Below are 18,325 nucleotides of genomic sequence, written 5' to 3' on the forward strand. Positions count from 1 at the left end.
ATCCCCGCGGACACCTGGCGCAACCTCCCGTCTTGTCCCTTGGCCATTTCCAATCTACAACCCGGACAAAATCAATTTGGCCGAAGAGCCTTACCGGGAGAACCTTGCATGATCCGCCGCATTACCCTTGCTTTTGCCGCCTCTACCCTGGCGCTCGCCGCCGCGCCTGTCGTGTCGCAGGAACGCCCGGCGGACCTCACCGAGCTGCCGCCCGTCCCCACCGACTACACGCCCGATCGCCTGCCTTGGGGCGACTACGATTTCACCGGCACCTGGCCGATCGAGAACATCAACCAGGGGCACATCCTGTTCCAGCGGCCCGAGCAGTACGGCAACCGTTTCTGGGTAAACGACGAGGAGTTCGAGCGCCGCCTCGCCTCCGCACGCGGGGACGATGCCAGCTTCACGCAGGCGAACGAGACCGGCATCGGCGCCAGCGGCACCACGGGTCTGGAGCAGTGGTTCCTCGACACGGACTGGGCAAAGTCCACCGCCATGCTCGTCTCCCCCGCCGACGGACAGCTGCCCGACCTCACCCCGCAGGCGATGGAGCTGTTCCAGCAGGGCCGCAGCGGCTGGGTGCCGGGACAGGCCTACGACTGGGTGGACGACTTCGACAGCTGGGATCGCTGCGTTTCGCGCGGCTTCCCCGCATCGATGTACCCCTTCCGCTACAACAACGGCATCCGCGTGTTCCAGTCGCCCGGCCAGATCACCATCATGCTGGAGATGCTCGGCACCCGCGTGGTGAAGCTCTACGACAGCGCCGAGGAAGCCCGCGCCGCCAAGTGGGCGGAGCCGGTGGAAGCCTGGATGGGCAACTCGCGCGGGTGGTGGGAAGGCAAGACGCTGGTGATCGAGACGACCAACATCGTCAGCGGCGACAGCGCCACCGAAAACGTCTACGAACGCTCCGCCGCGCCGCTCAACATGGCCACCCAGTTCACTGGCACGCTGGACGTGCCCGCCTTCAACACCGTGCCGATGAGCACCGAGGCGATGACGGTGGAACGCCTGACCATGACCGGGCCGGACACCATCATCCATGAACTCACCTATTCCGACCCGCAGGTCTACGTGGAGCCGTGGACCACGCGCATCGCCTGGAGCCGGGACGAGGACTACCAGTTCTTCGAATACGCCTGTCACGAAGGCAACTACATGCCGCGCGACTACATCAGCGCCAGCCGCGCGCAGCAGGAGCGCATCGCGCAGGGGCTGGAGGAGCCCGTCACCGCCGAGAACGACGACCGCAGCCGCTTCGCACGGCCCTTCGACTGGGATCCCGGCGTCGGTCCGCGCCCCGGCCCGCCTCCCGTGGGCAGCAGCGAAAGCGATGACGAGGACGAAGCCGAGGGCTGATACGAAAAGGGGCCCGGATGACAGGGGCGGGGAGCGATTCCCCGCCCTTTCTCTATCAGTCCGGAACGCGGGTCATGATGACCGATGCGCCTTCCAGCCCGTAGGCGCCGTGGAGGGGGACGATCGCGAGCCTTACCCGCAGCGCGGCAGACCTGTTGGGCATCAGTTCGATCTCGATCCGTTCCTGCTCGTTGTCCTCGCATACCCTGTCCAGCGCCTTGCGGAACGCCAGGCGCTGCTGGCGCACCACGAGATCCCCCAGTCGTACGCCGATAAGCTTCGCGTCCGCGACTCCCATCCAATCGCGAAACGATTGATCCGTCGCTTCGATCAGCCCGCGCGGGGTGATGCGCACATAGCTGACATCGGGATGGAGGCTGATGGCATCCAGCAAGCCAAGCTTCGCATCGGCCATCCGGTAATGTTCCACCTCGTCGGTAATGTCGCGCATGACAAGGACCAGGCGATCGCCCAGTGGGATCGACTGCAGGTGGGTCCAGCAATCCTTCGCGAATACGGAGGGGATGTCTGCCTGCAGCGCTTCCCCTGTCGCCATGGTGCGGCGGTGCTGCACCTGGATCACGCTCCCTTCCAGGGAAGGCATCGCTTCGGCAAGCGTGAGTCCGCGCCGAAGCGCAGGCAGTCGGCAATACTGCCGGGCACGCGCGTTGGCGTAGATGATCTCCTCTTGCGCCGTGCACAGGATCACGCTTTCGCCAAGCCAGTCGGCAAGTCCCGTAAGCTGCTCCTCCGCGCTCAGCGCGCTCTCGTCCCCGGCGCCATGCGTGAGCTGCTGGAATAGCCTTCGCTGGTCAGGACGTGCGACGGTCTTCCGTGGGTGGTGACGAAAACCGGCGTCGTCTGCGATGTGTCGCGCCATTTCGCGAAAGAGCGGACGAGCTCTGCGGATGATACGTGATTCTTGCGGACGTCATGCATTCGACGTGCCTCTCGAATTTGTGTTCCCCTCGGCCATGAAGACCGGACGTCCGAATTAGCGTTCGGACGACATGCAAGTCGCTATCAGACTTGGATAAATCAATCACCAGAAAACTATGACAAATAGCAATCTGACCGAGGAGCGGGGCGCGAAACCCGCTTTTCCGATTCGAACCGAAAGGCGGTTCAGTCGTCCGCGACCTCCTCGATGGCGGCCGCATCGCTCCACGCCTGCTCCGCGCGCTCTGCCATGCCCGGCGTGATGAAGAGCGTGTACTCGCCGCCCGAACCGCCATAGCCCTGGGCCCGGATGCGCAGCTTGTCGAGCAGGCCCGGCTCCCCGGCCAGCAGGCCCAGGTCAACCGGCAGCAGCGCATCGAGATCGCCGGCGCCGTCGTCGTCGCTCTCGACCACGGCGAAGCCCAGCGGCGTGTCGAAGCCCAGTTCGATATAGGGATCGATGGTGCCACCGAAATCGGGATCGCTTTCCCCGCCGCCGGTCATGCGGATGGAGAGTTCTCCGTTGCCGGCGCGGATCGCGGCCTTCGCCTCCTCGCTCAACTGGTAGTCGATATAGCTCGGCATCAGCGTGGCATCGCCCGCCTCGTCCCAGCCCTGGGCCAGCACGCCAGTCGCCTCGTCACTGATGCCGATCACCTGCAAGGGCAACTGCGCTGGCACCTCGCGCTGTTCGCGCACGCGCAGGCGGTAGGCGCCGGTGCTCTCCCCAAAGCCGGTGGCGACGATGGTGTAGGTGCCGTCCTGCGCGAAAGTGTGGCGCAGCAGGGCATTGAGGTCGCCGCCGCCATCGTCATCGAAAGCCACGCTCTCGCCCGCAGGGTCGCGCAGTTCGAGATAGGGGTCGAGCGCGTCGTCGGTGGCGATCAGCGCCACTTCCACGGCTTCCCCTGCCTCGCCGCGGATCGTGAACAGGTGCTCCCCGCCCATCAGGGTGCCGGTCTCGCGCGCGCCATAGGTGACGGCGCGCGTGCCAACGTCGACATAGTCGCTGGTGGAAAGGCGCAGGTCGAACGTACCGCCGGAGCTTTCGCCGTCGCCCGCCCATTCGGCATCGAAGCTGTCGACTTCGATGGTGAGGCGGCGGCTGCGATCACTCGCGCCGATCATCACGCGGGAATTCAACTCGTCGCCGAAGTCGTCGTTCTCGCCCAGCAATGCGCCGCTCCCGTCCTTCACCCGCAGGACGGGATCGAGGTCGCCCGTCGCAATCGCGTCCACCTGAAGGCCGGTATCGGCTGGCAGCGTGACGGTGAAGACCGCCGCTTCGCCGGCGACCGTGCCCTGGAACACGCGCACATCGCTCTGCTCTCCGTCAAGGTTGCGCACCTGTGCGTGGGCGGTCGAGGCGATCAGGGCCGCACCTGCAAACAAGGCGGCGTGGCGAATGGTCTTGTGCATCAGGTATGTTCCCCCTTGTAGCCCGTTTCCGGGTGCCTGCGATCAGGCAGCATATCCACGATAGGCCGTCAAAGCTTAATCGAAGTTATCCGCCCCTAACCCTCGTTCCATTCGTCGCTCAGCAGGCCCCACAGCGCCGTGTCGCACCAGCCGATGTGAGTCTTCATCGTATGGCGCAGGTGTCCCTCGCGCGTGAAGCCCAGCCGTTCCAGCAGCGCGTTGGAGCGGCGATTGCGCGGGTCGACGTCGGCGAAGATGCGGTGATAGCCCTCGGTGCGGAAAAGATGGGTGATGAGCGCGGTAAGGCACTCTCGCGCGATACCGCGCCCCTCGTTGCCGGGCACGAGGATGTAGCCGATCTCCGCCACCTGCTCCACATCGCTGCTGGCGACCATGCGGAATACGGGAGCGCCGCCTTCTTTCGGCTCGCACACCCAGGTGCGCCCGCCCCAAGTACCGCCCTTGTCGAACAGGTAGTCGCGAAATTCGTCGCGATCGTCGAACGGCCCGCGGCCCCAGTAGCGCATGGCTTCGTCGCTGGAAAAGGCCGGCCACAGCGCGCGCTCGTCACCCCGTTGCAGCGGGCGGCAATTGAAGCGCGGGGTGGCAAGTGCAGGTGTCTTGGTCATTGCGGCGCCGTGCATAGACCGCCCGCAGCGGCATTGTCGAAGGCGTGACGCGATTTCCTGCGGATTTGCGAAAGCGGCTCTCCTGCCGCTGGCTTGTTTCGAGGGTTCGTTTAAGACAGGGGAACGCGACTGACGGGATGGTGGGACGATCGATGGAACACATTGTAAGATATGGCGATTACATGCCGCACGGGATGTGCCTGCTGTGGCAACCGTGGCTGGTCGTCCTGTGGGCGGGGTCCGACCTGCTCATCTTCCTGTCCTATACCGCGATACCCATTGCGCTGCTTTCCGTCATGCGCCAGCGCAAGGAACTGCCGCACCGCGGACTGATCGCGCTGTTCGCCTCGTTCATCCTGCTTTGCGGCCTCACCCACCTCTTCGGCATCGTCACGCTGTGGTACCCGATCTATCCCATCGTAGGCTGGGTGAAGCTGGCGACCGGCATCGTCTCGATGACCACGGCCGTCGTGCTGTTCCGCCTCGTCCCCACGCTCGTCGCGCTTCCATCCCCGGCGGACGTGCAGAAGGTGAACGACAGGCTCACGCAGGAAATCGCCGCGCACAAGGCGACCCTCGCATCGCTGGAGAAAGAGGTCGAGGAGCGGACTAAGGAACTCAAGACCGTGAACCAGACCCTTGCCGTGCAAACGCGCGAGGCCGTGCACCGCAGCGGCAACCTGCTGGCCGTGGTGTCGTCCCTCGCCAACCAGACGGCGCGCGGGAAAGAGCGGACCGAGGACTTCCTCGACACCTTCCTCGGCCGGGTCCGCGCGCTGGCCGAAGCCACGCGGCAGATCAACCGCAGCGACGGCGCGTCGGCCCAGCTTGAGCATGTTGTCGAGAACGGGCTTGCCGGGCTGAAAGAGATCTATGCCGAGCGCGTGCGCCATTCCGGTCCGCAAGTGAAGGTGAATTCCGAAGCCGCGCAGCAATTGAGCCTCGCGCTCTACGAACTTGGGACCAATACCCAGAAATACGGCATCGTGGATTCCGAGACGCGAGAGATCGACGTGTCATGGGCCGTGCAGGGCGACACGTTCGAACTCGTGTGGCGCGAGCACGACCAGTCGATCGGGGGCATCTCCGACGCCTCGCGAACCGAGGGTTTCGGCACCAAGCTGCTGACGCGGGTGATCCCGACGATCCTGCAAGGCGAAGCCACGCGCCGGATCGAGGACGGCGAGATGGTCTACCGGATCGTCGCCCCGCTCGAGGCGGTCATCGCCGTGGAGGACACGAGCGAGAAGCACGTGCTGGCCGCGCGCATCGTCGACGAGAGCTTCGGCCTCGACCAGAGCGAGGAGCGGGGCGGGAATTGATCGCGCGAAAGTGCCGCTAGCGTGCCGTGAGGAAATCCACCAGCGCCTTCACCTTCTTCTGCCGCCACTGCGGACGCGGGGCGACCAGCCAGTAGGCGCGGCGGCAATCTTCCTGTTCCTGCAATGCCTCCAGCCTGCCGTCGGCCAGCGCTTCCTCCACCAGTGGCAGGGGCAGCCACGCGCGACCGATCCCGGCGATGGCGGAGGACAATACCTGCCCGGCATTGCCGACCTGCAGGGCGACCTCGGCGCCTTCGGGCGCTTCGTAGGTCGGCCAGCTGATCCACGCATCGGGCGCGCCGGGCGCTGCCACCATGACCTTGCAGCCGTTCACCAGCTGCGAACCTTCCAGTTCGCCCGGTCCTTCCACCAGCCTGATGGCAAGGTCGAGATTGGCCTCGGTAAAGTCGGCGTTCTCGTCCGCCGTCAGCTGCACGGTGATTTCCGGGTTGGCCTTGCGGAAAGCCGCCAACCGCGGGGCGAGCCACTGGGCGAAGAATTCGCGCGGGCAGGCAATCGCGTAGTTGGACGAGCTTTGCCCGGCCTGCATCGCCTGCACGCTTTCCTCGAACTTCAGGAACCCGTCGCGCAGCGAATCGAGACCCGCCTCGGCCTCGTCCGTCAGTTCCAGCCCCTTCGACGTGCGGCGGAACAGGACCACGCCCAGCACATCCTCCAGCGCGCGGATCTGCTGTCCCACGGCAGCGGGCGTCACCGCCAGCTCGTCCGCCGCGCGGGTGAACGACAGGTGCCGGGCCGCGGCATCGAATACGCGCAGGGCGTTCAAAGGCAAATGTGTGCGTTTCATCGTCGAAGCTGCCTCTAGGCCATGGTGACAGTGCGCCGCAAGCGGCTTGACCGGGGGCGCGCTTGGTCACAATGCTGCCCGCATCAGGGAATTCCGGGAGTTATCGATGTTCCGCCACTTGCTCGGCCTCACTGCCGCCGCACTGATGTTTGCCGCGCCCGCGTCTGCGCAAAGTTTCCTCGAAGGCACCTTCGATGCCGACATTCCCACGCTGGCACAGCTGGCGGGGCACCGTTCGGGAGAGCAGATCACCCGGCCCGACGTGGTGATCGACTACATGGAAGAACTGGCGCAGGCCGCGCCCGACCGGATGCGGCTGGTGCAATATGCCACCAGCTGGGAAGGCCGCCCGCTCGTCTACGCAGTCATCTCCAGCCGCGAGAACATGGCGCGGATCGACGCGATCCAGGCCGACATGCAGCGCATCGCCAGTGGCGGCGCGCCGGGGCCGGACAGCGTGCCGGTAACGTGGCTCAGCTACGGCGTGCATGGCAACGAGATCAGCAGTTCGGACGCGGCGCTGGCTCTCGCCTATCACCTGCTGGCGGCGCAGGGTGACGAGCTGGTCGACACGATCCTTTCCCAAAGCGTCGTCATCATCGACCCGATGCAGAACCCGGATGGACGGGCGCGCTTCACGAACAGCTATTACCAGCAGCTCGGCATCGCCCCCTCTCCCAACCGCGCGACGGCAGGACATGACGAACCGTGGCCGGGCGGGCGCTTCAATCACTACCTGTTCGACCTAAACCGCGACTGGTTCGCGCTGACCCAGCCCGAAACGCAAGGGAAGGTGGCCGCCGTGCGCGACTGGCAGCCCGTGGTGCTGGTGGACGCGCACGAGATGGGCGGCGACGAGACCTACTTCTTCCCCCCCAGCGCGGACCCGTTCAACCCCTACATCACCGCCGCCCAGCGGCAGAAGCAGGTGGTGCTGGGCCGCAATATCGCCGGCTGGCTGGACCGGCTGGGCGTGCCCTATTTCACGCGCGAGGTGTTCGACGCCTTCTACCCCGGCTACGGCGACACCTGGCCCACGCTCAACGGCTCCATCGCGATGACTTTCGAGCAGTCGAGTTCGCGCGGTCTCGTGTGGGAGCGCCGCAACGGCGAATTGCTGACCTATGCGGAAGGCGTGCGCAACCACTTCGTCACCACGCTGGCGACGGCGGAAACCGTGGCGCGCAACCCGTCGATGTTCCTTGCCGACTATGCCAGCTATCGTCGCAGCGCGGCCGATGGCGCGGCGGGCAGCGGCTGGTTCGTGATCGACCTGGCGGATCGTCGCTGGAACGCCGAGGCGCTGGCTCGCAGGCTGGCGCACCAGGGCATTGCCGTGGGCAAGGTGAATGGCCCCGCCAGCGCCTGTGGCCGCTCCTACCCGCAAGGCTATCTCTCGGTATCCATGCGCCAGCCTACCGCGCGGCTGATCCGCAGCCTGCTGGACGACGACATCGCCCTGCCCGCCGACTTCATCGAGGGACAGGAGGACCGCCGCGCCATCGACCTGCCGCACGAAATCTACGACACGACCGCGTGGTCCGTCGGGCAGATGAGCGGGCTGGACGTGGCGCAGTGCTCCAGCGCGTCTGCCGGAACCGCCGTGGTGGCGGACAGCCCCATCCCCGCCCTTGCCAGCGCGCCGGGTGCCTTCGGCGTGGCCGTACCGTGGACCGACAGTGGCCAGGTGCGGCTGGTGGGCGAAGCGCTGAAGGCTGGCATCGTGGGCCGGGCAACCGACACCGCCTTCGCCATCGGTGGCCGCGAGTTCCCGCGCGGCACCGTGGTCTTCACGCTGGCTGACAACGACGGCTCGCTGGACGGCCTGCTGACGCTGGCGAACGCAATCGGGGCCGAAACCGTGGCGCTCGAATCGGGCTGGGTGGACGAAGGCCCGAACCTTGGCAGCGACAGCTTCGTGCGTCTTTCCGCGCCTACCATCGCGATGGTGTGGGACGACGGCGTCTCGCCGCTTTCCACAGGCTCAGCCCGCTATGTGATCGAACAGCGCTTCGGCCTGCCGGTCGCGCCCATTCGCAGCGGCTCCATCGCCAGTGCCGACCTTTCCGACTGGGACGTGATCGTCGTGGCCGACAGCTACGACCTGCCTTCCGCCGCCCGCCCTGCCCTTGCCGACTATGTCAGCGACGGTGGGGTGCTGGTGGCTTTCGGCGGCGCGCTCGGCAGTTTTGCGGGCGGCGACGACGCCCTCTTCTCCACCCGAGCCGAAACAGTTCTGGGCGGTGATCCCGACGAGGAGGAGGCCGAGGGCGAGACCGCTCCCGGCACCGCGATCGAGAGCGTGGACGACTACCGCAATGCCATTGCCGACCCCACCCGCCGCCCGGACACGTTGCCCGGCGCGCTGCTGAATACCGAAGTGGACCCGGAGAACTTCCTCGCCGCAGGCTACGACGGCAGCGCGCCCACGGTGTTCGCCGACGGCTCGCTGATCCTCACCCCGCTCAGCCTGACGGACGGGGTGAACGTGGTGCGCTATGCCGCCGCCGATGAACTTGTCGCCTCCGGCTACGTGTGGGACGAGAACCGCCGCCAGATGGCGTTCAAGCCCTACATGCTCGCCCAGCCCAGCGGGCGGGGCCTCGCCATCGGCTTCGCCCACGACCCGAGCGTGCGCGGCTACATGGACGGTCTGGACATGCTGCTCGCAAACGCGGTGATCGTGGCGCCCAGCAGGGTGAGGTAAAGAAGTAGAGCCAGGGTTCCGCGACTGTTTGTTTTTCGATCCGGCCTCCGCCGGATCGTCCTCGCTATACGGCTCCGCTTCGCTGCGCGCCCGCTGCGGGCGGGCAGTCGCCCTTGCGGCGCACTAGGCGTGCGCCGTCTCCCGCGCATCCAGCAATGGCGGTCTCCGGTTCGGTCTGCGCCTAGCGGACCGCAAGCCCGAACGGGCGCCCGAACTCATGCGAGGAAAGCCAAGGGGCACGGACATGCCCCGCCCCGGCGTCTGAGGGAACAAAGAATAATCATCGAGGACGAAGCCGCGGAGGCGGCTTCGAAAATCAAACAGAACTATCCGCAGGCGCGGCGAGCGGGAAATATGGGATCGCGACTTCGAACTGCGAGCCATCGGCCCGGATGAAGGTGTAGTGCCCTTCCATTGCGCCCATGTTGGTCGTCAGTTCGCACCCGGACACGTAATCATGCGTTTCGCCGGGAGTCAGCACCGGGGTTTCCCCCACCACGCCTTCGCCGTCTACGATGTTCACCATCCCGTTCGAATCGGTGATGCGCCAGTGGCGGCTCTTGAGCTGCACGGTATCGTCGCGGCCGTTCTCGATGCGAATGTGGTAGACCCAGAACCAGCGGCCCGCGCCCACGCGCGACTGCTCCGGCATGAAGCTGACGGCAACGCGGACTGTAACGCCCGCCGTGATGGCCGTGTGCTGGAAAAGCGAGGAGAGCGCGGAGTGAGTCATTACACCCACAAGGTAGCGGGTTTACGGGTCGCTACAAGGGGCCTTTGGACTCAGTCCGCCGGGTTGTGGCGCCCCAGGAAGTCCAAGATGGCGTCGTAATAGGCCTGCTCGTCCTCCGGCTTGTCGAAGCCGTGACCGGCATTTTCGAAGCTGAGCGTTTCCAGCTCGATCCCATCGCGCTCGGCGCGGCTGACCATCAGTTCGTACTGCGAGTAAGGAACCACCTCGTCCTCCTCCCCGTGGACCAGCAGTACCGGCCGGGTGAGGCGGCCCACCTGCACGGCGGGCGATACGTCGTCGAGGTCGAAATCGGTCTGGTCGCCGTCAACCCGGTCCCACCAGCGCCCGCGATTACGGCCGAACAGGAAGTCCTGGTTGTAGTGCAGTTGCCGCTCGAAATGCGTCACGCCTGCAAAGCTCACGGCGCAGCGGTAGATCTCCGGATTGCGGATTGCGCCCCACAGCGCGGCAAAGCCGCCGTAGCTGGCCCCGAGGATGCAAACCCGCTCGGGATCGACTGTCCCGCGCGCCACGAGGTGCGCCACCACATCGTCGAGATCGTCCTGCATGGCGCGCCCGATCTGGCCGTTGCCGAGCAGTTCGAAATTCTCGCCGAATCCGCCGGAGCCGCGGAAATTGGGCTGGACCACGGCGTAACCGCGGTTGGCCAGCAGTTGTACCATGTCGTCGTATTCGTCCCAGTCGCGCACACCGTAGGGCCCGCCGTGGGGATTGACGATCAGCGGCAAGCCGCTCTCCCCGCGACCGCGCGGCAGGGTGAGGTAGGCCTGGATCGAGGTGCCATCGCGCGCTTCGTAGCGGAAGCTGCGCGGTTCGCTGAGGTTCTGCGCGCGCACCTGCGGCCGGTATTCCGCGAACAGCGCAAGGTTGCGGGCTTCCGGGGTAAAAACGTAGAGTGCGCCCGGATCGGCGGAACCCGATTGCAGCACCAGCAGGCGGCTGCGATCGTCTGATATGCCGAGGATCGTGACACGGCTGCCCGGCAGGGCAACGGCAAGCTGGCGCTTCCATTCGCGGATTTCGGGGTCGATCCATTCGCGGCGGAAATTGTCTCCGGCATAACCGACCGCGAGTGGGACGCCGTCCCGGTCGAGAGAAACCGAATCAACGTCCGCATCTGCCGATTCGAAGACCACCGCGCCGGGCTGGCCAGTGGCGAAATCGAATTCCATCAGCGCCTGCCGGTCGCTCCCCTCCGGCTTGGCGAAGACGAAGGCGCTGTCGCGTCCTGAGCGCAGGCCGGTCCAGTTCCAGTATTCGAAGGCATCCTCGTCATCCACGCGGGTGCGCGCGATGGTGCGGAAATCGTCTGCCGCGCTGCTGCGGTATTCGAGGTGCCGCCGACCGCCGCGCTGGCGGCCATAGCCCAGCCGCATGACGCCTTTCTCGTCGGCGAACCAGTCCACCAGGCCCGTGACGGGCCGCTGCACCAGCACCCCTTCCGGCGGCCCGGCGGCGAGATTATCGAGATCGAAGCGATAGACGCCGGGATAGGCCCCGATGCCCTGCCCCATGGAGACGAGCACGAAATTGCCGTCCGGATCGATGTGCACGATGTTGTCGCCGTTGAACGACATCCGCCGCAGGATGAGCGGCGCAAGATTGCCGCTGCCCACCTCGACGGCCAGCAGCCGCGAGTATCTGTAGGTCTCGCGGCGGTCCTCCATCAGCATGGAGATCAGCAGCCTGTCATTGCCGGCCCAGCGGAACCAGTTGAAATCGTCCTGCTCCCCTACCTTCACGGCATCGGCGAGCTCCAGTGTCTCCGCATCGAAGACGGTGACGAACAGGTCCTCGCTCACCACGGTGGTGAAGGCGAAATGCGATCCGTCGGGAGAAAGCCGTGCTCCGCGCAACTGCGACTGCGCGGCGAATGCACCGGTCGGGATGATCGGCGGGATGGTCGAGGTATCTCCGGAAATTGCCGTCTGGGCCTCGACCGACTGGGCCTCGACCGACTGGGCCGCTGCCGGGGAATGAGCCACAAGAGGGATCAGCCCTGCTGCCAGAGACAGTGCCGCAGCCAGTTTCACAACGCGCATGGTAAAATCGTTCCCCAATCCCCGGACCGGGTGGACGATAGCGAAACCAAGGACTTAGGCAAGCCTGTTGAGGATCAGACCCCGGCCTTGTCCAGCGCCTGTCCGATATCCTCGATCAGGTCGAGCGGGTCTTCCAGCCCCACGTTGATACGCAGCATCCCGTCCTCGATACCTGCGGCCGCGCGGCCTTCCGCGCCCATGTTGTGGTGCGTGGTGGTGGCCGGGTGGCACATCAGGCTTTTCGCATCGCCGATGTTGTTGGAGATATCGACCAGTTCCAGCGCGTTGCAGATGGCCATGGCGTTCTCTTTCGCCTGATCGCCCGAACCCGGCGCGAAGAAGGCGAAGATCGGCCCTGCCGCCACCATCTGCCGCTTGGCCAGCTCGTGCTGCGGATGGCTCGGCAGCCAGGGATGCAGCACGCGAAGACCGCGATCCTCGATGAACTTGGCCACCTGCAGGGCATTGGCGCTTTGCGCGGGCGCGCGCAGCGGCAGCGTCTCCAGCCCCTTCATCACCACCCAGGCGTTGAACGGCGCGCAGATCGGCCCGGTGTTGCGCTGGAACGGGGAGAGCTTTTCCTCGATCCATTCGCGGCTGGAACACACTGCGCCCGCCATCACGCGGCCCTGCCCGTCCATCAGCTTGGTCGCCGAATAGGCCACCACGTCAGCGCCGAAATCCATCGGGCGCTGGAGGATGGGCGTCGCAAAGGCATTGTCGACAATGGTGGTGATCCCCTTCGACTTCGCGAGGCCGCAGACGAATTCCAGGTCCACCAGGTCCATCGTCGGGTTGGCGGGCGTTTCGAAGAAGAACGCCTTGGTGTTGGGCTGCACGGCAGCTTCCCAGGCAGCGTTGTCCGTCCCGTCGATCGCGGTGTGCGTGATGCCGAAGCGGTTCAGCACGTTGTCGAGGATCCACCGGCACGAGCCGAAGGCCGCGCGGCCCGCCACCACGTGATCGCCTGCGGAGAGCATGCACAGCAGCGAACTCGTCATCGCCGCCATGCCGCTTGCCTGCACCAGGCACGCCTCTGCCCCCTCCATCGCGGCGATGCGGCTTTGCAGCATCTCCACCGTGGGGTTCTTGAAGCGCGAGTATTGCATCCCCTGCGCCTCGCCCGCGAAGCGCGCGGCCACTTCCTGCGCGCTGTCGAAAGTGAAGCCGCTGGTGAGGTAGAGCGCTTCGCTCGTCTCGCCATGCTCGCTACGGTGCGTGCCCGCGCGAACGGCCTGCGTTGCAGGGCGCCACTTGGCGGTGATGGCGAGGTCTGTTCCGGTCGTCTTTTTCATTGCGGCTGTGCGTTTAGGCAGGCACGCCAACGGGAGCAAGCTGCGTCAGCCCTGCCGCAACCATTTCAGTGCCCCCGCCTCCATACCCTTGAACTTGGGCCAGCCGTCCCGCGTGTCTTCCAGCGGCGCGACCAGCAGGGGCGAATCCTCCGGCATTTGCCATTTTATCCGGTGATAGAGTTCCGAACGCGTAAGGTCGGACCGGACCAGCCAGAGGCCATCCGCCAGCGCTTGGGCATCACCGTGCCATTCGAACCTTTCGGGCAAGCCGGACGGCGCATCGAACCAGACGAGGTAGAGGATGTCGGCCATGCCGAATCAAGTGCCGGGGTTGCGCCTGGTTCCGATGGCAATTGTCATCAGCGTGGCGCCTGCTATGCCCTCACATCGATGAGCGCCGCGCCCAGTCTCTCCCGAATCCGCCAGTCCGGCGATCCGATCTTCTGGAATGGTGCGATGGCGCTGGCCTTCCTGCTCGCCTGCCTCGTGCGGCTCGGCATTCCGACGACACCCTATTTCGACGAAGTGCATTATCTGCCCGCCGCTCGCGCGGTACTGGAATTGTTCCAGGCCACCAATGTCGAGCATCCGCCGCTTGCCAAGCAGATCATGGCGGCGGGCATAGCGCTGTTCGGGGACGAGCCTTTCGGCTGGCGCATTTTCAGCGTGGTGGCCGGAACGCTGGCGCTGTTCGCATCCATGCGGGCCATGTGGTTCGCCAGTTGTTCGCGAGCCGCCAGCGTTCTGACCGGCCTGTTCGTCGGCACGAATTTCGTCCTCTTCATCCATGCGCGCATCGCCATGCTGGACGTGTTCATGGTCGCCTTCCTGATGCTGGCGGCATGGATGTTTGCAGGGGCCTTGCGAGAGAACGAGACCGCCCGTTGGCGGCTGGCGATTGCGGGGGTGGCGCTGGGCTGCGCGATGGCATCGAAATGGAACGCTATCCCCCTCGCCATGCTGCCGGGCCTCGCCTTCCTCGCCGCACGCTGGACAGCCGGACGGCGGCGACTGGTCATGTCGGCACGCGGTGCGCCCGTCAGGGGGATGACGCTGTGGGAAGCGGGCGTATGGCTCGGCCTCGTGCCGCTGCTGGTCTATGCCGCATCGTACTGGCCGTTTCTCTACTGGAGCGTGCCGGGCGGCGATCCATCAGGCCTTGTCGACCTGCACCGGCACATGCTGGCCCTTCAGACGCAGGTTCCGGAGGCCCATCCCTACCAGAGCCAGTGGTGGGACTGGGTGATCAACCGCCGGGCGATCTGGTATCTCTACGAGCCGGTGGATGGCGCGATGCGCGGCGTCATGCTGATCGGCAACCCGCTGACGATGTGGTTCGGCCTGATCGCGATGGCGTGGTGCGCCTGGACGGCATGGGTCAGCCGCGCCGAAGCTCCGCGATGGGACTGCATTGCGCTGGTGGTGATCTATCTGGCCAGCTTGGGCCTGTGGATCGTCGCGCCCAAGGCGGTGCAGTTCTACTTCCACTATTTCCTCGCCGGAATGGCGGTCAGCGCGGCGCTGGCGCTGGGCGTGGAGCGGCTGTGGCAACGCGGCGAGCGGCTTGTTCCTGCCTTGCTGATGCTGGGCGCGCTGGGGTTTTTCCTCTACTGGTTCCCGATCCTGACGGCAGCCCCGCTGGACGATCCGCAGGACTTCCTGAAATGGGCGTGGACGGAAGGGTGGCGCTAGCCCTTCTTGCGGCGGTCTTCCAGGTCGAACACTTCGACGGTGTCGGCCTCGCTGTGGTCGATACGAACGGGTTCGCGTTCGTCCATGGTGTCGAGGTCGGCAAAGGCCTGCTCGATCTCCGCGCGCTTTTCCAAGATCAGGCGGGCGACGCCTTCGGTCAGGCCGCCTTCGTCACCCACGCGGCCGAGCGCGGCGGCGATATCGCCGATCACCGCGCTCTTGGGCGTCATGTGCAGATGACCCCGATTGTCGACGTAGGCTTCGATGGACTTGGCCACGGCCGCTGATTCCCTGTTGCTGCACTGCAAAATGTACAGTGAAATCCGCTGTTAAGCAAGGAATAGCCAAGTATATGGTTAAATCTGCGCCCGGCTTTTCTTCACGCAACGAAGTGTTCGCATTTATTGCTTCGAACCGGGCCGCCTGAACTATGTTTCGGTAACAAAATGACTTGATACGCTAGCGCAACCCTACCGGAACCGGCCCCAAACGAACTTGCTCGACAGCGCGTAATTCCACACCGACGCAATCGCCACGCCGACAAGCGCGGCGGCCCACCAGACCAGCCCCTCGTCGTTCAGCACGGTGGCGACGGCCACGTTGGCGAAAGCGCCCACCGCGCAGGCGCCGCAGAATTTCACCCAGCCCCAGAACATGTCGCTCGCCCCGCCCAGTTTCTTGTCGCGATAGGTGAGCAGGTTGTTGAGCCAGAAATTGAATGTCATCGCCACCATCGTGGCGATCGCCTGCGCCCAGCCGAAGCCGATTTCTTCCGGCCAGTAGAGCACCGCCAGCACGGCCATGTGCACGAATACGCCCAGCCCGCCGACCATGCCGAACAGCGCAAAGCGGACAGGGATCCAGCGGCCGAGGTAGCGATCGAGCAGTCCGGCGACGAAATCCACGACCACGCCGTTGTCCAGCTTGCTCTCTCCCCTCAGGCGTTCGGCAAATTTCAACGGGAATTCCTTTACTTTCAGCCGTGGCTGGGCGGTCGCGAGGATATCCAGCATGATCTTGAAGCCGATACCGGAAAGGCTTGCCGCCTGCTTGCGCAGCTGCTCGGTGCGCAGGAGGAAGAAGCCGCTCATCGCATCGGTCAGTTCGGTGCCGGTCAGCTTGCGCGCCAGCGCATTGGCAATGCGGCTGCCCGTCTCGCGGCCCTTGCTGGACAGGCCATCGGCATTGCCGCCTACGGCGAAACGGCTGGCGTAGGCGAGGTCGTATTCGCCGGATTTCACCGCTTCCAGCATCTCGTTCAGCAGCGCAGGATCGTGCTGGTGATCGGCATCCATCACGGCCACGAAAGGCGCGGCGGTGGCGCACATGCCCTCGATCGCGGCGCTGGCGAGGCCGCGCCTGCCGATGCGCTGGATCACGCGGATGCGCGGGTCGGTCTGGCCGATGCGGCGCGCTTCCTCCGCGGTGCCATCGTGCGAATTGTCATCGACGAAGACCGCTTCCCAGCCAGAGGGGCCAAGCGCCTTCTCCAGCCGCTCCACCATCGGTGCGATATTGCCGCGCTCGTTGAGCGTGGGCAGCACGACGGCCAGTTCCAGCGGGCGCGATCCGTTCGCCTTCGCCAGCCGCGCGGCGGTCTCGATCTGCTGCTGGAATTGCTCTGTCACCATCTTCATGTGCCCGCATTACGGCGAATTGTTAACCATAAGGTTACTGCGGGACAGATTTGGCTCAGAGTCGGGCCACCACCGCATCACCGATTTCTGCCGTGCCAGCCGTGCCGCCAAGGTCTCCGCCAAGCACGCCGTCCTCCAGCGCCTTGGCTACCGCGGCCTCGACCTGCGCGGCCTTGTCCTCCAGCCCCAGCGAATGGCGCAGCAGCATGGCGAGCGACAGGATCATGGCCATCGGGTTGGCCTTGCCCTGCCCGGCAATATCTGGCGCGGAGCCGTGGATCGGTTCGTACATGCCGAAGGTGCCGTATTGCGTCTGCCTCTCGCCCAGCGACGCGCTGGCGAGAAGGCCGATGGAGCCGACGCACATGCTCGCCTGGTCGGACAGGATATCGCCGAACAGGTTGCCGGTCACGATGACGTCGAACTGGCCGGGGTTGCGCACCATCTGCATGGCGGCGTTGTCGACATACATGTGGCTGAGCTCGACATCGGGATAGTCGGCGGCAGTCTCGATCACCACCTCGCGCCAGAGCTGGCTGGTCTCCAGCACGTTGGCCTTGTCCACGCTGCACAGCTTGCCGCCCCTGCCCTGTGCGGCGCGGAATGCGACGTGGGCGATGCGGCGCACCTCATCCTCTGCGTAGGACATGAAATCGTAGCCCTGCCGCCTGCCATCATCCAGCACGCGCATGGCCTTCTCGCCGAAGTACACATCGCCATTCAGCTCGCGCACGATCAGCACGTCGATCTCGCGGGCGATTTCGGGCTTCAGGCCGGACATGTCCTCCAGCCCCGGAAACATCTTGGCAGGACGCAGGTTGGCGAACAGGCCGAGGTTCGAGCGCAGGCCGAGGATCGCCTGCTCCGGACGCAGGTGCCGCTCCAGGTTGTCGCACCCGGGATCGCCCACGGCGCCGAACAGCACGGCATCGGCATCGCGCGCAATGGCCAGCGTCTCGTCGGGCAGCGGGTGGCCGTGCTTGCGATAGGCCGCGCCGCCCACGTCGGCTTCGGCAAGGTCGAGGTCCGACAGCTCCAGCGCATCCAGCACGCGGCGCGCCTGCGCCATGATTTCAGGGCCGATACCGTCCCCAGCCAGCAGTGCAATTTTCATCTCAGGCAATCCGTCCCAGCAATTCTCTCAAGCGATTGCGCGCCGCCATAACGTCTGCGCGCCTGTCGGCAAGCAGGTAGTGATCGAGCGCGGGGCCGAGCGCGTCCATTGCCTCCAGCACCTGTGCCATCTCGCCCTGCGGCCTCTCCCCCGCTCCGCCATAGCCCAGTTCGCGCAGCAGCAGCACTTCGTAACCCAGCAGCGCGCTGGCCCAGCCGCGCGCGCTGGGCGCATGACAGATGGCGGAAAGCGTGCCTTCCAGGGCACTGAAAAGCGGGGGATATGGCTCCCGCTCCGGCAGGGCGGAAGCGGTGAGTGCGGTGATCCAGCCGATGGCCGCGGCGGGCAGCGGCTCGGCTAGCCATGGTCCGCGGCTCTCGGTCAGTTCTACCCTGGCGAAAGGCAACTGGCTGGCCGAACGGGCGCTGAGTTGCAGGTCCACGAGGTTTCCGGGGATCATCACGGGTCGCAAGTTACGCCCGCGGCCGCCCGCGACATAGCCCGCGACAATTCCGAATTCCTCGGTGAAGAACCGCGCCACGACAGCCGTCTCGCCATGCTGGCGGGCGGCGACGAGGATGGCGGGCGCGCGGACGTGCATCCGC

At 65.6% G+C, this 18,325-nt stretch carries 16 protein-coding genes; 4 read left to right on the forward strand and 12 right to left on the reverse strand.

Features of this window, described 5'->3' with window-relative positions; genetic code table 11:
- Positions 1-108: 108 nt before the first annotated feature.
- Entirely contained in the window at positions 109-1,362 is a 1,254-nt protein-coding gene (locus ABFX23_RS06430) for a hypothetical protein (protein ID WP_346032262.1), read from the forward strand.
- A 55-nt stretch (positions 1,363-1,417) separates the two neighbouring features.
- Here the strand turns inward: ABFX23_RS06430 and ABFX23_RS06435 are convergent, their stop codons facing one another.
- The 3 genes from ABFX23_RS06435 to ABFX23_RS06445 form a co-directional block, all read right to left on the reverse strand.
- Positions 1,418-2,242 carry a PAS domain-containing protein gene (locus ABFX23_RS06435; protein ID WP_346032263.1) on the reverse strand — a complete coding sequence of 275 codons (825 nt, stop codon included), beginning with the start codon at positions 2,240-2,242 and terminating at the stop codon, positions 1,418-1,420.
- A gap of 245 nt (positions 2,243-2,487) precedes the next feature.
- On the reverse strand, positions 2,488-3,720 hold the full coding sequence (locus tag ABFX23_RS06440) for a hypothetical protein (protein ID WP_346032264.1): 1,233 nt from the start codon (positions 3,718-3,720) through the stop codon (positions 2,488-2,490).
- Between the two features lie 95 nt (positions 3,721-3,815).
- Positions 3,816-4,349 (reverse strand): GNAT family N-acetyltransferase, encoded by a 534-nt coding sequence (locus ABFX23_RS06445; RefSeq protein ID WP_346032265.1) that lies wholly within the window; start codon positions 4,347-4,349, stop codon positions 3,816-3,818.
- A 152-nt stretch (positions 4,350-4,501) separates the two neighbouring features.
- Here ABFX23_RS06445 and ABFX23_RS06450 point away from each other — a divergent pair, with 152 nt between their 5' ends.
- A complete protein-coding gene (locus ABFX23_RS06450) occupies positions 4,502-5,671 on the forward strand; it encodes a sensor histidine kinase (RefSeq protein WP_346032266.1) in 1,170 nt (389 codons plus the stop codon).
- Between the two features lie 16 nt (positions 5,672-5,687).
- Here the strand turns inward: ABFX23_RS06450 and ABFX23_RS06455 are convergent, their stop codons facing one another.
- Entirely contained in the window at positions 5,688-6,479 is a 792-nt protein-coding gene (locus tag ABFX23_RS06455; protein ID WP_346032267.1) for a LysR family transcriptional regulator, read from the reverse strand.
- A gap of 106 nt (positions 6,480-6,585) precedes the next feature.
- Between ABFX23_RS06455 and ABFX23_RS06460 the strand changes: the two genes are divergently transcribed.
- Positions 6,586-9,186, forward strand: coding sequence for a M14 family metallopeptidase (locus tag ABFX23_RS06460; RefSeq protein WP_346032268.1), 2,601 nt, complete (start codon positions 6,586-6,588; stop codon positions 9,184-9,186).
- 316 nt (positions 9,187-9,502) lie between these two features.
- Here ABFX23_RS06460 and apaG read toward each other — a convergent pair whose 3' ends face one another.
- The 4 genes from apaG to ABFX23_RS06480 all read right to left on the reverse strand — a co-directional run bounded on the left by apaG (position 9,503) and on the right by ABFX23_RS06480 (position 13,589).
- Entirely contained in the window at positions 9,503-9,919 is a 417-nt protein-coding gene (apaG, locus tag ABFX23_RS06465) for a Co2+/Mg2+ efflux protein ApaG (RefSeq protein ID WP_346032269.1), read from the reverse strand.
- Positions 9,920-9,969: 50 nt separating this feature from the next.
- The gene (locus tag ABFX23_RS06470; RefSeq protein WP_346032270.1) at positions 9,970-11,982 is read right to left on the reverse strand and encodes an alpha/beta hydrolase family protein; all 2,013 of its coding nucleotides are present in this window, start codon (positions 11,980-11,982) and stop codon (positions 9,970-9,972) included.
- Positions 11,983-12,056: 74 nt separating this feature from the next.
- Complete coding sequence (locus tag ABFX23_RS06475; protein ID WP_346032271.1) at positions 12,057-13,277, reverse strand: trans-sulfuration enzyme family protein; 1,221 nt, start codon at positions 13,275-13,277, stop codon at positions 12,057-12,059.
- Between the two features lie 45 nt (positions 13,278-13,322).
- Positions 13,323-13,589, reverse strand: coding sequence for a hypothetical protein (locus tag ABFX23_RS06480; protein ID WP_346032272.1), 267 nt, complete (start codon positions 13,587-13,589; stop codon positions 13,323-13,325).
- A 78-nt stretch (positions 13,590-13,667) separates the two neighbouring features.
- Here ABFX23_RS06480 and ABFX23_RS06485 point away from each other — a divergent pair, with 78 nt between their 5' ends.
- Positions 13,668-14,969, forward strand: a complete 1,302-nt coding sequence (locus tag ABFX23_RS06485; RefSeq protein ID WP_346032273.1) for a glycosyltransferase family 39 protein — start codon at positions 13,668-13,670, stop codon at positions 14,967-14,969.
- On the opposite strand, the gene ABFX23_RS06490 is transcribed toward ABFX23_RS06485, so the two are convergent.
- The 4 genes from ABFX23_RS06490 to recO form a co-directional block, all read right to left on the reverse strand.
- Entirely contained in the window at positions 14,966-15,247 is a 282-nt protein-coding gene (locus tag ABFX23_RS06490; protein WP_346032274.1) for a Cas5 family CRISPR-associated protein, read from the reverse strand. The genes ABFX23_RS06485 and ABFX23_RS06490 overlap by 4 nt on opposite strands.
- 192 nt (positions 15,248-15,439) lie before the next feature.
- On the reverse strand, positions 15,440-16,606 hold the full coding sequence (locus tag ABFX23_RS06495) for a glycosyltransferase (RefSeq protein WP_346032275.1): 1,167 nt from the start codon (positions 16,604-16,606) through the stop codon (positions 15,440-15,442).
- Positions 16,607-16,661: 55 nt separating this feature from the next.
- Entirely contained in the window at positions 16,662-17,720 is a 1,059-nt protein-coding gene (gene leuB, locus ABFX23_RS06500) for a 3-isopropylmalate dehydrogenase (RefSeq protein WP_346032276.1), read from the reverse strand.
- 1 nt (position 17,721) lies between these two features.
- On the reverse strand, positions 17,722-18,321 hold the full coding sequence (gene recO, locus ABFX23_RS06505) for a DNA repair protein RecO (RefSeq protein WP_346032277.1): 600 nt from the start codon (positions 18,319-18,321) through the stop codon (positions 17,722-17,724).
- Positions 18,322-18,325 lie beyond the last annotated feature (4 nt).

Source organism: Erythrobacter westpacificensis (genome assembly GCF_039542285.1).
Taxonomy (GTDB): domain Bacteria; phylum Pseudomonadota; class Alphaproteobacteria; order Sphingomonadales; family Sphingomonadaceae; genus Alteraurantiacibacter; species Alteraurantiacibacter westpacificensis.

Bases quoted from the DNA above. Each gene is read 5' to 3' on its own strand.
- ABFX23_RS06430 (WP_346032262.1), top strand. From the start codon at position 109: ATGATCCGCCGCATTACCCTTGCTTTTGCCGCCTCTACCCTGGCGCTC.
- ABFX23_RS06435 (WP_346032263.1), bottom strand. From the start codon at position 2,242: ATGGCGCGACACATCGCAGACGACGCCGGTTTTCGTCACCACCCACGG.
- ABFX23_RS06440 (WP_346032264.1), bottom strand. From the start codon at position 3,720: ATGCACAAGACCATTCGCCACGCCGCCTTGTTTGCAGGTGCGGCCCTG.
- ABFX23_RS06445 (WP_346032265.1), bottom strand. From the start codon at position 4,349: ATGACCAAGACACCTGCACTTGCCACCCCGCGCTTCAATTGCCGCCCG.
- ABFX23_RS06450 (WP_346032266.1), top strand. From the start codon at position 4,502: ATGGAACACATTGTAAGATATGGCGATTACATGCCGCACGGGATGTGC.
- ABFX23_RS06455 (WP_346032267.1), bottom strand. From the start codon at position 6,479: ATGAAACGCACACATTTGCCTTTGAACGCCCTGCGCGTATTCGATGCC.
- ABFX23_RS06460 (WP_346032268.1), top strand. From the start codon at position 6,586: ATGTTCCGCCACTTGCTCGGCCTCACTGCCGCCGCACTGATGTTTGCC.
- apaG (WP_346032269.1), bottom strand. From the start codon at position 9,919: ATGACTCACTCCGCGCTCTCCTCGCTTTTCCAGCACACGGCCATCACG.
- ABFX23_RS06470 (WP_346032270.1), bottom strand. From the start codon at position 11,982: ATGCGCGTTGTGAAACTGGCTGCGGCACTGTCTCTGGCAGCAGGGCTG.
- ABFX23_RS06475 (WP_346032271.1), bottom strand. From the start codon at position 13,277: ATGAAAAAGACGACCGGAACAGACCTCGCCATCACCGCCAAGTGGCGC.
- ABFX23_RS06480 (WP_346032272.1), bottom strand. From the start codon at position 13,589: ATGGCCGACATCCTCTACCTCGTCTGGTTCGATGCGCCGTCCGGCTTG.
- ABFX23_RS06485 (WP_346032273.1), top strand. From the start codon at position 13,668: ATGAGCGCCGCGCCCAGTCTCTCCCGAATCCGCCAGTCCGGCGATCCG.
- ABFX23_RS06495 (WP_346032275.1), bottom strand. From the start codon at position 16,606: ATGAAGATGGTGACAGAGCAATTCCAGCAGCAGATCGAGACCGCCGCG.
- leuB (WP_346032276.1), bottom strand. From the start codon at position 17,720: ATGAAAATTGCACTGCTGGCTGGGGACGGTATCGGCCCTGAAATCATG.
- recO (WP_346032277.1), bottom strand. From the start codon at position 18,321: ATGCACGTCCGCGCGCCCGCCATCCTCGTCGCCGCCCGCCAGCATGGC.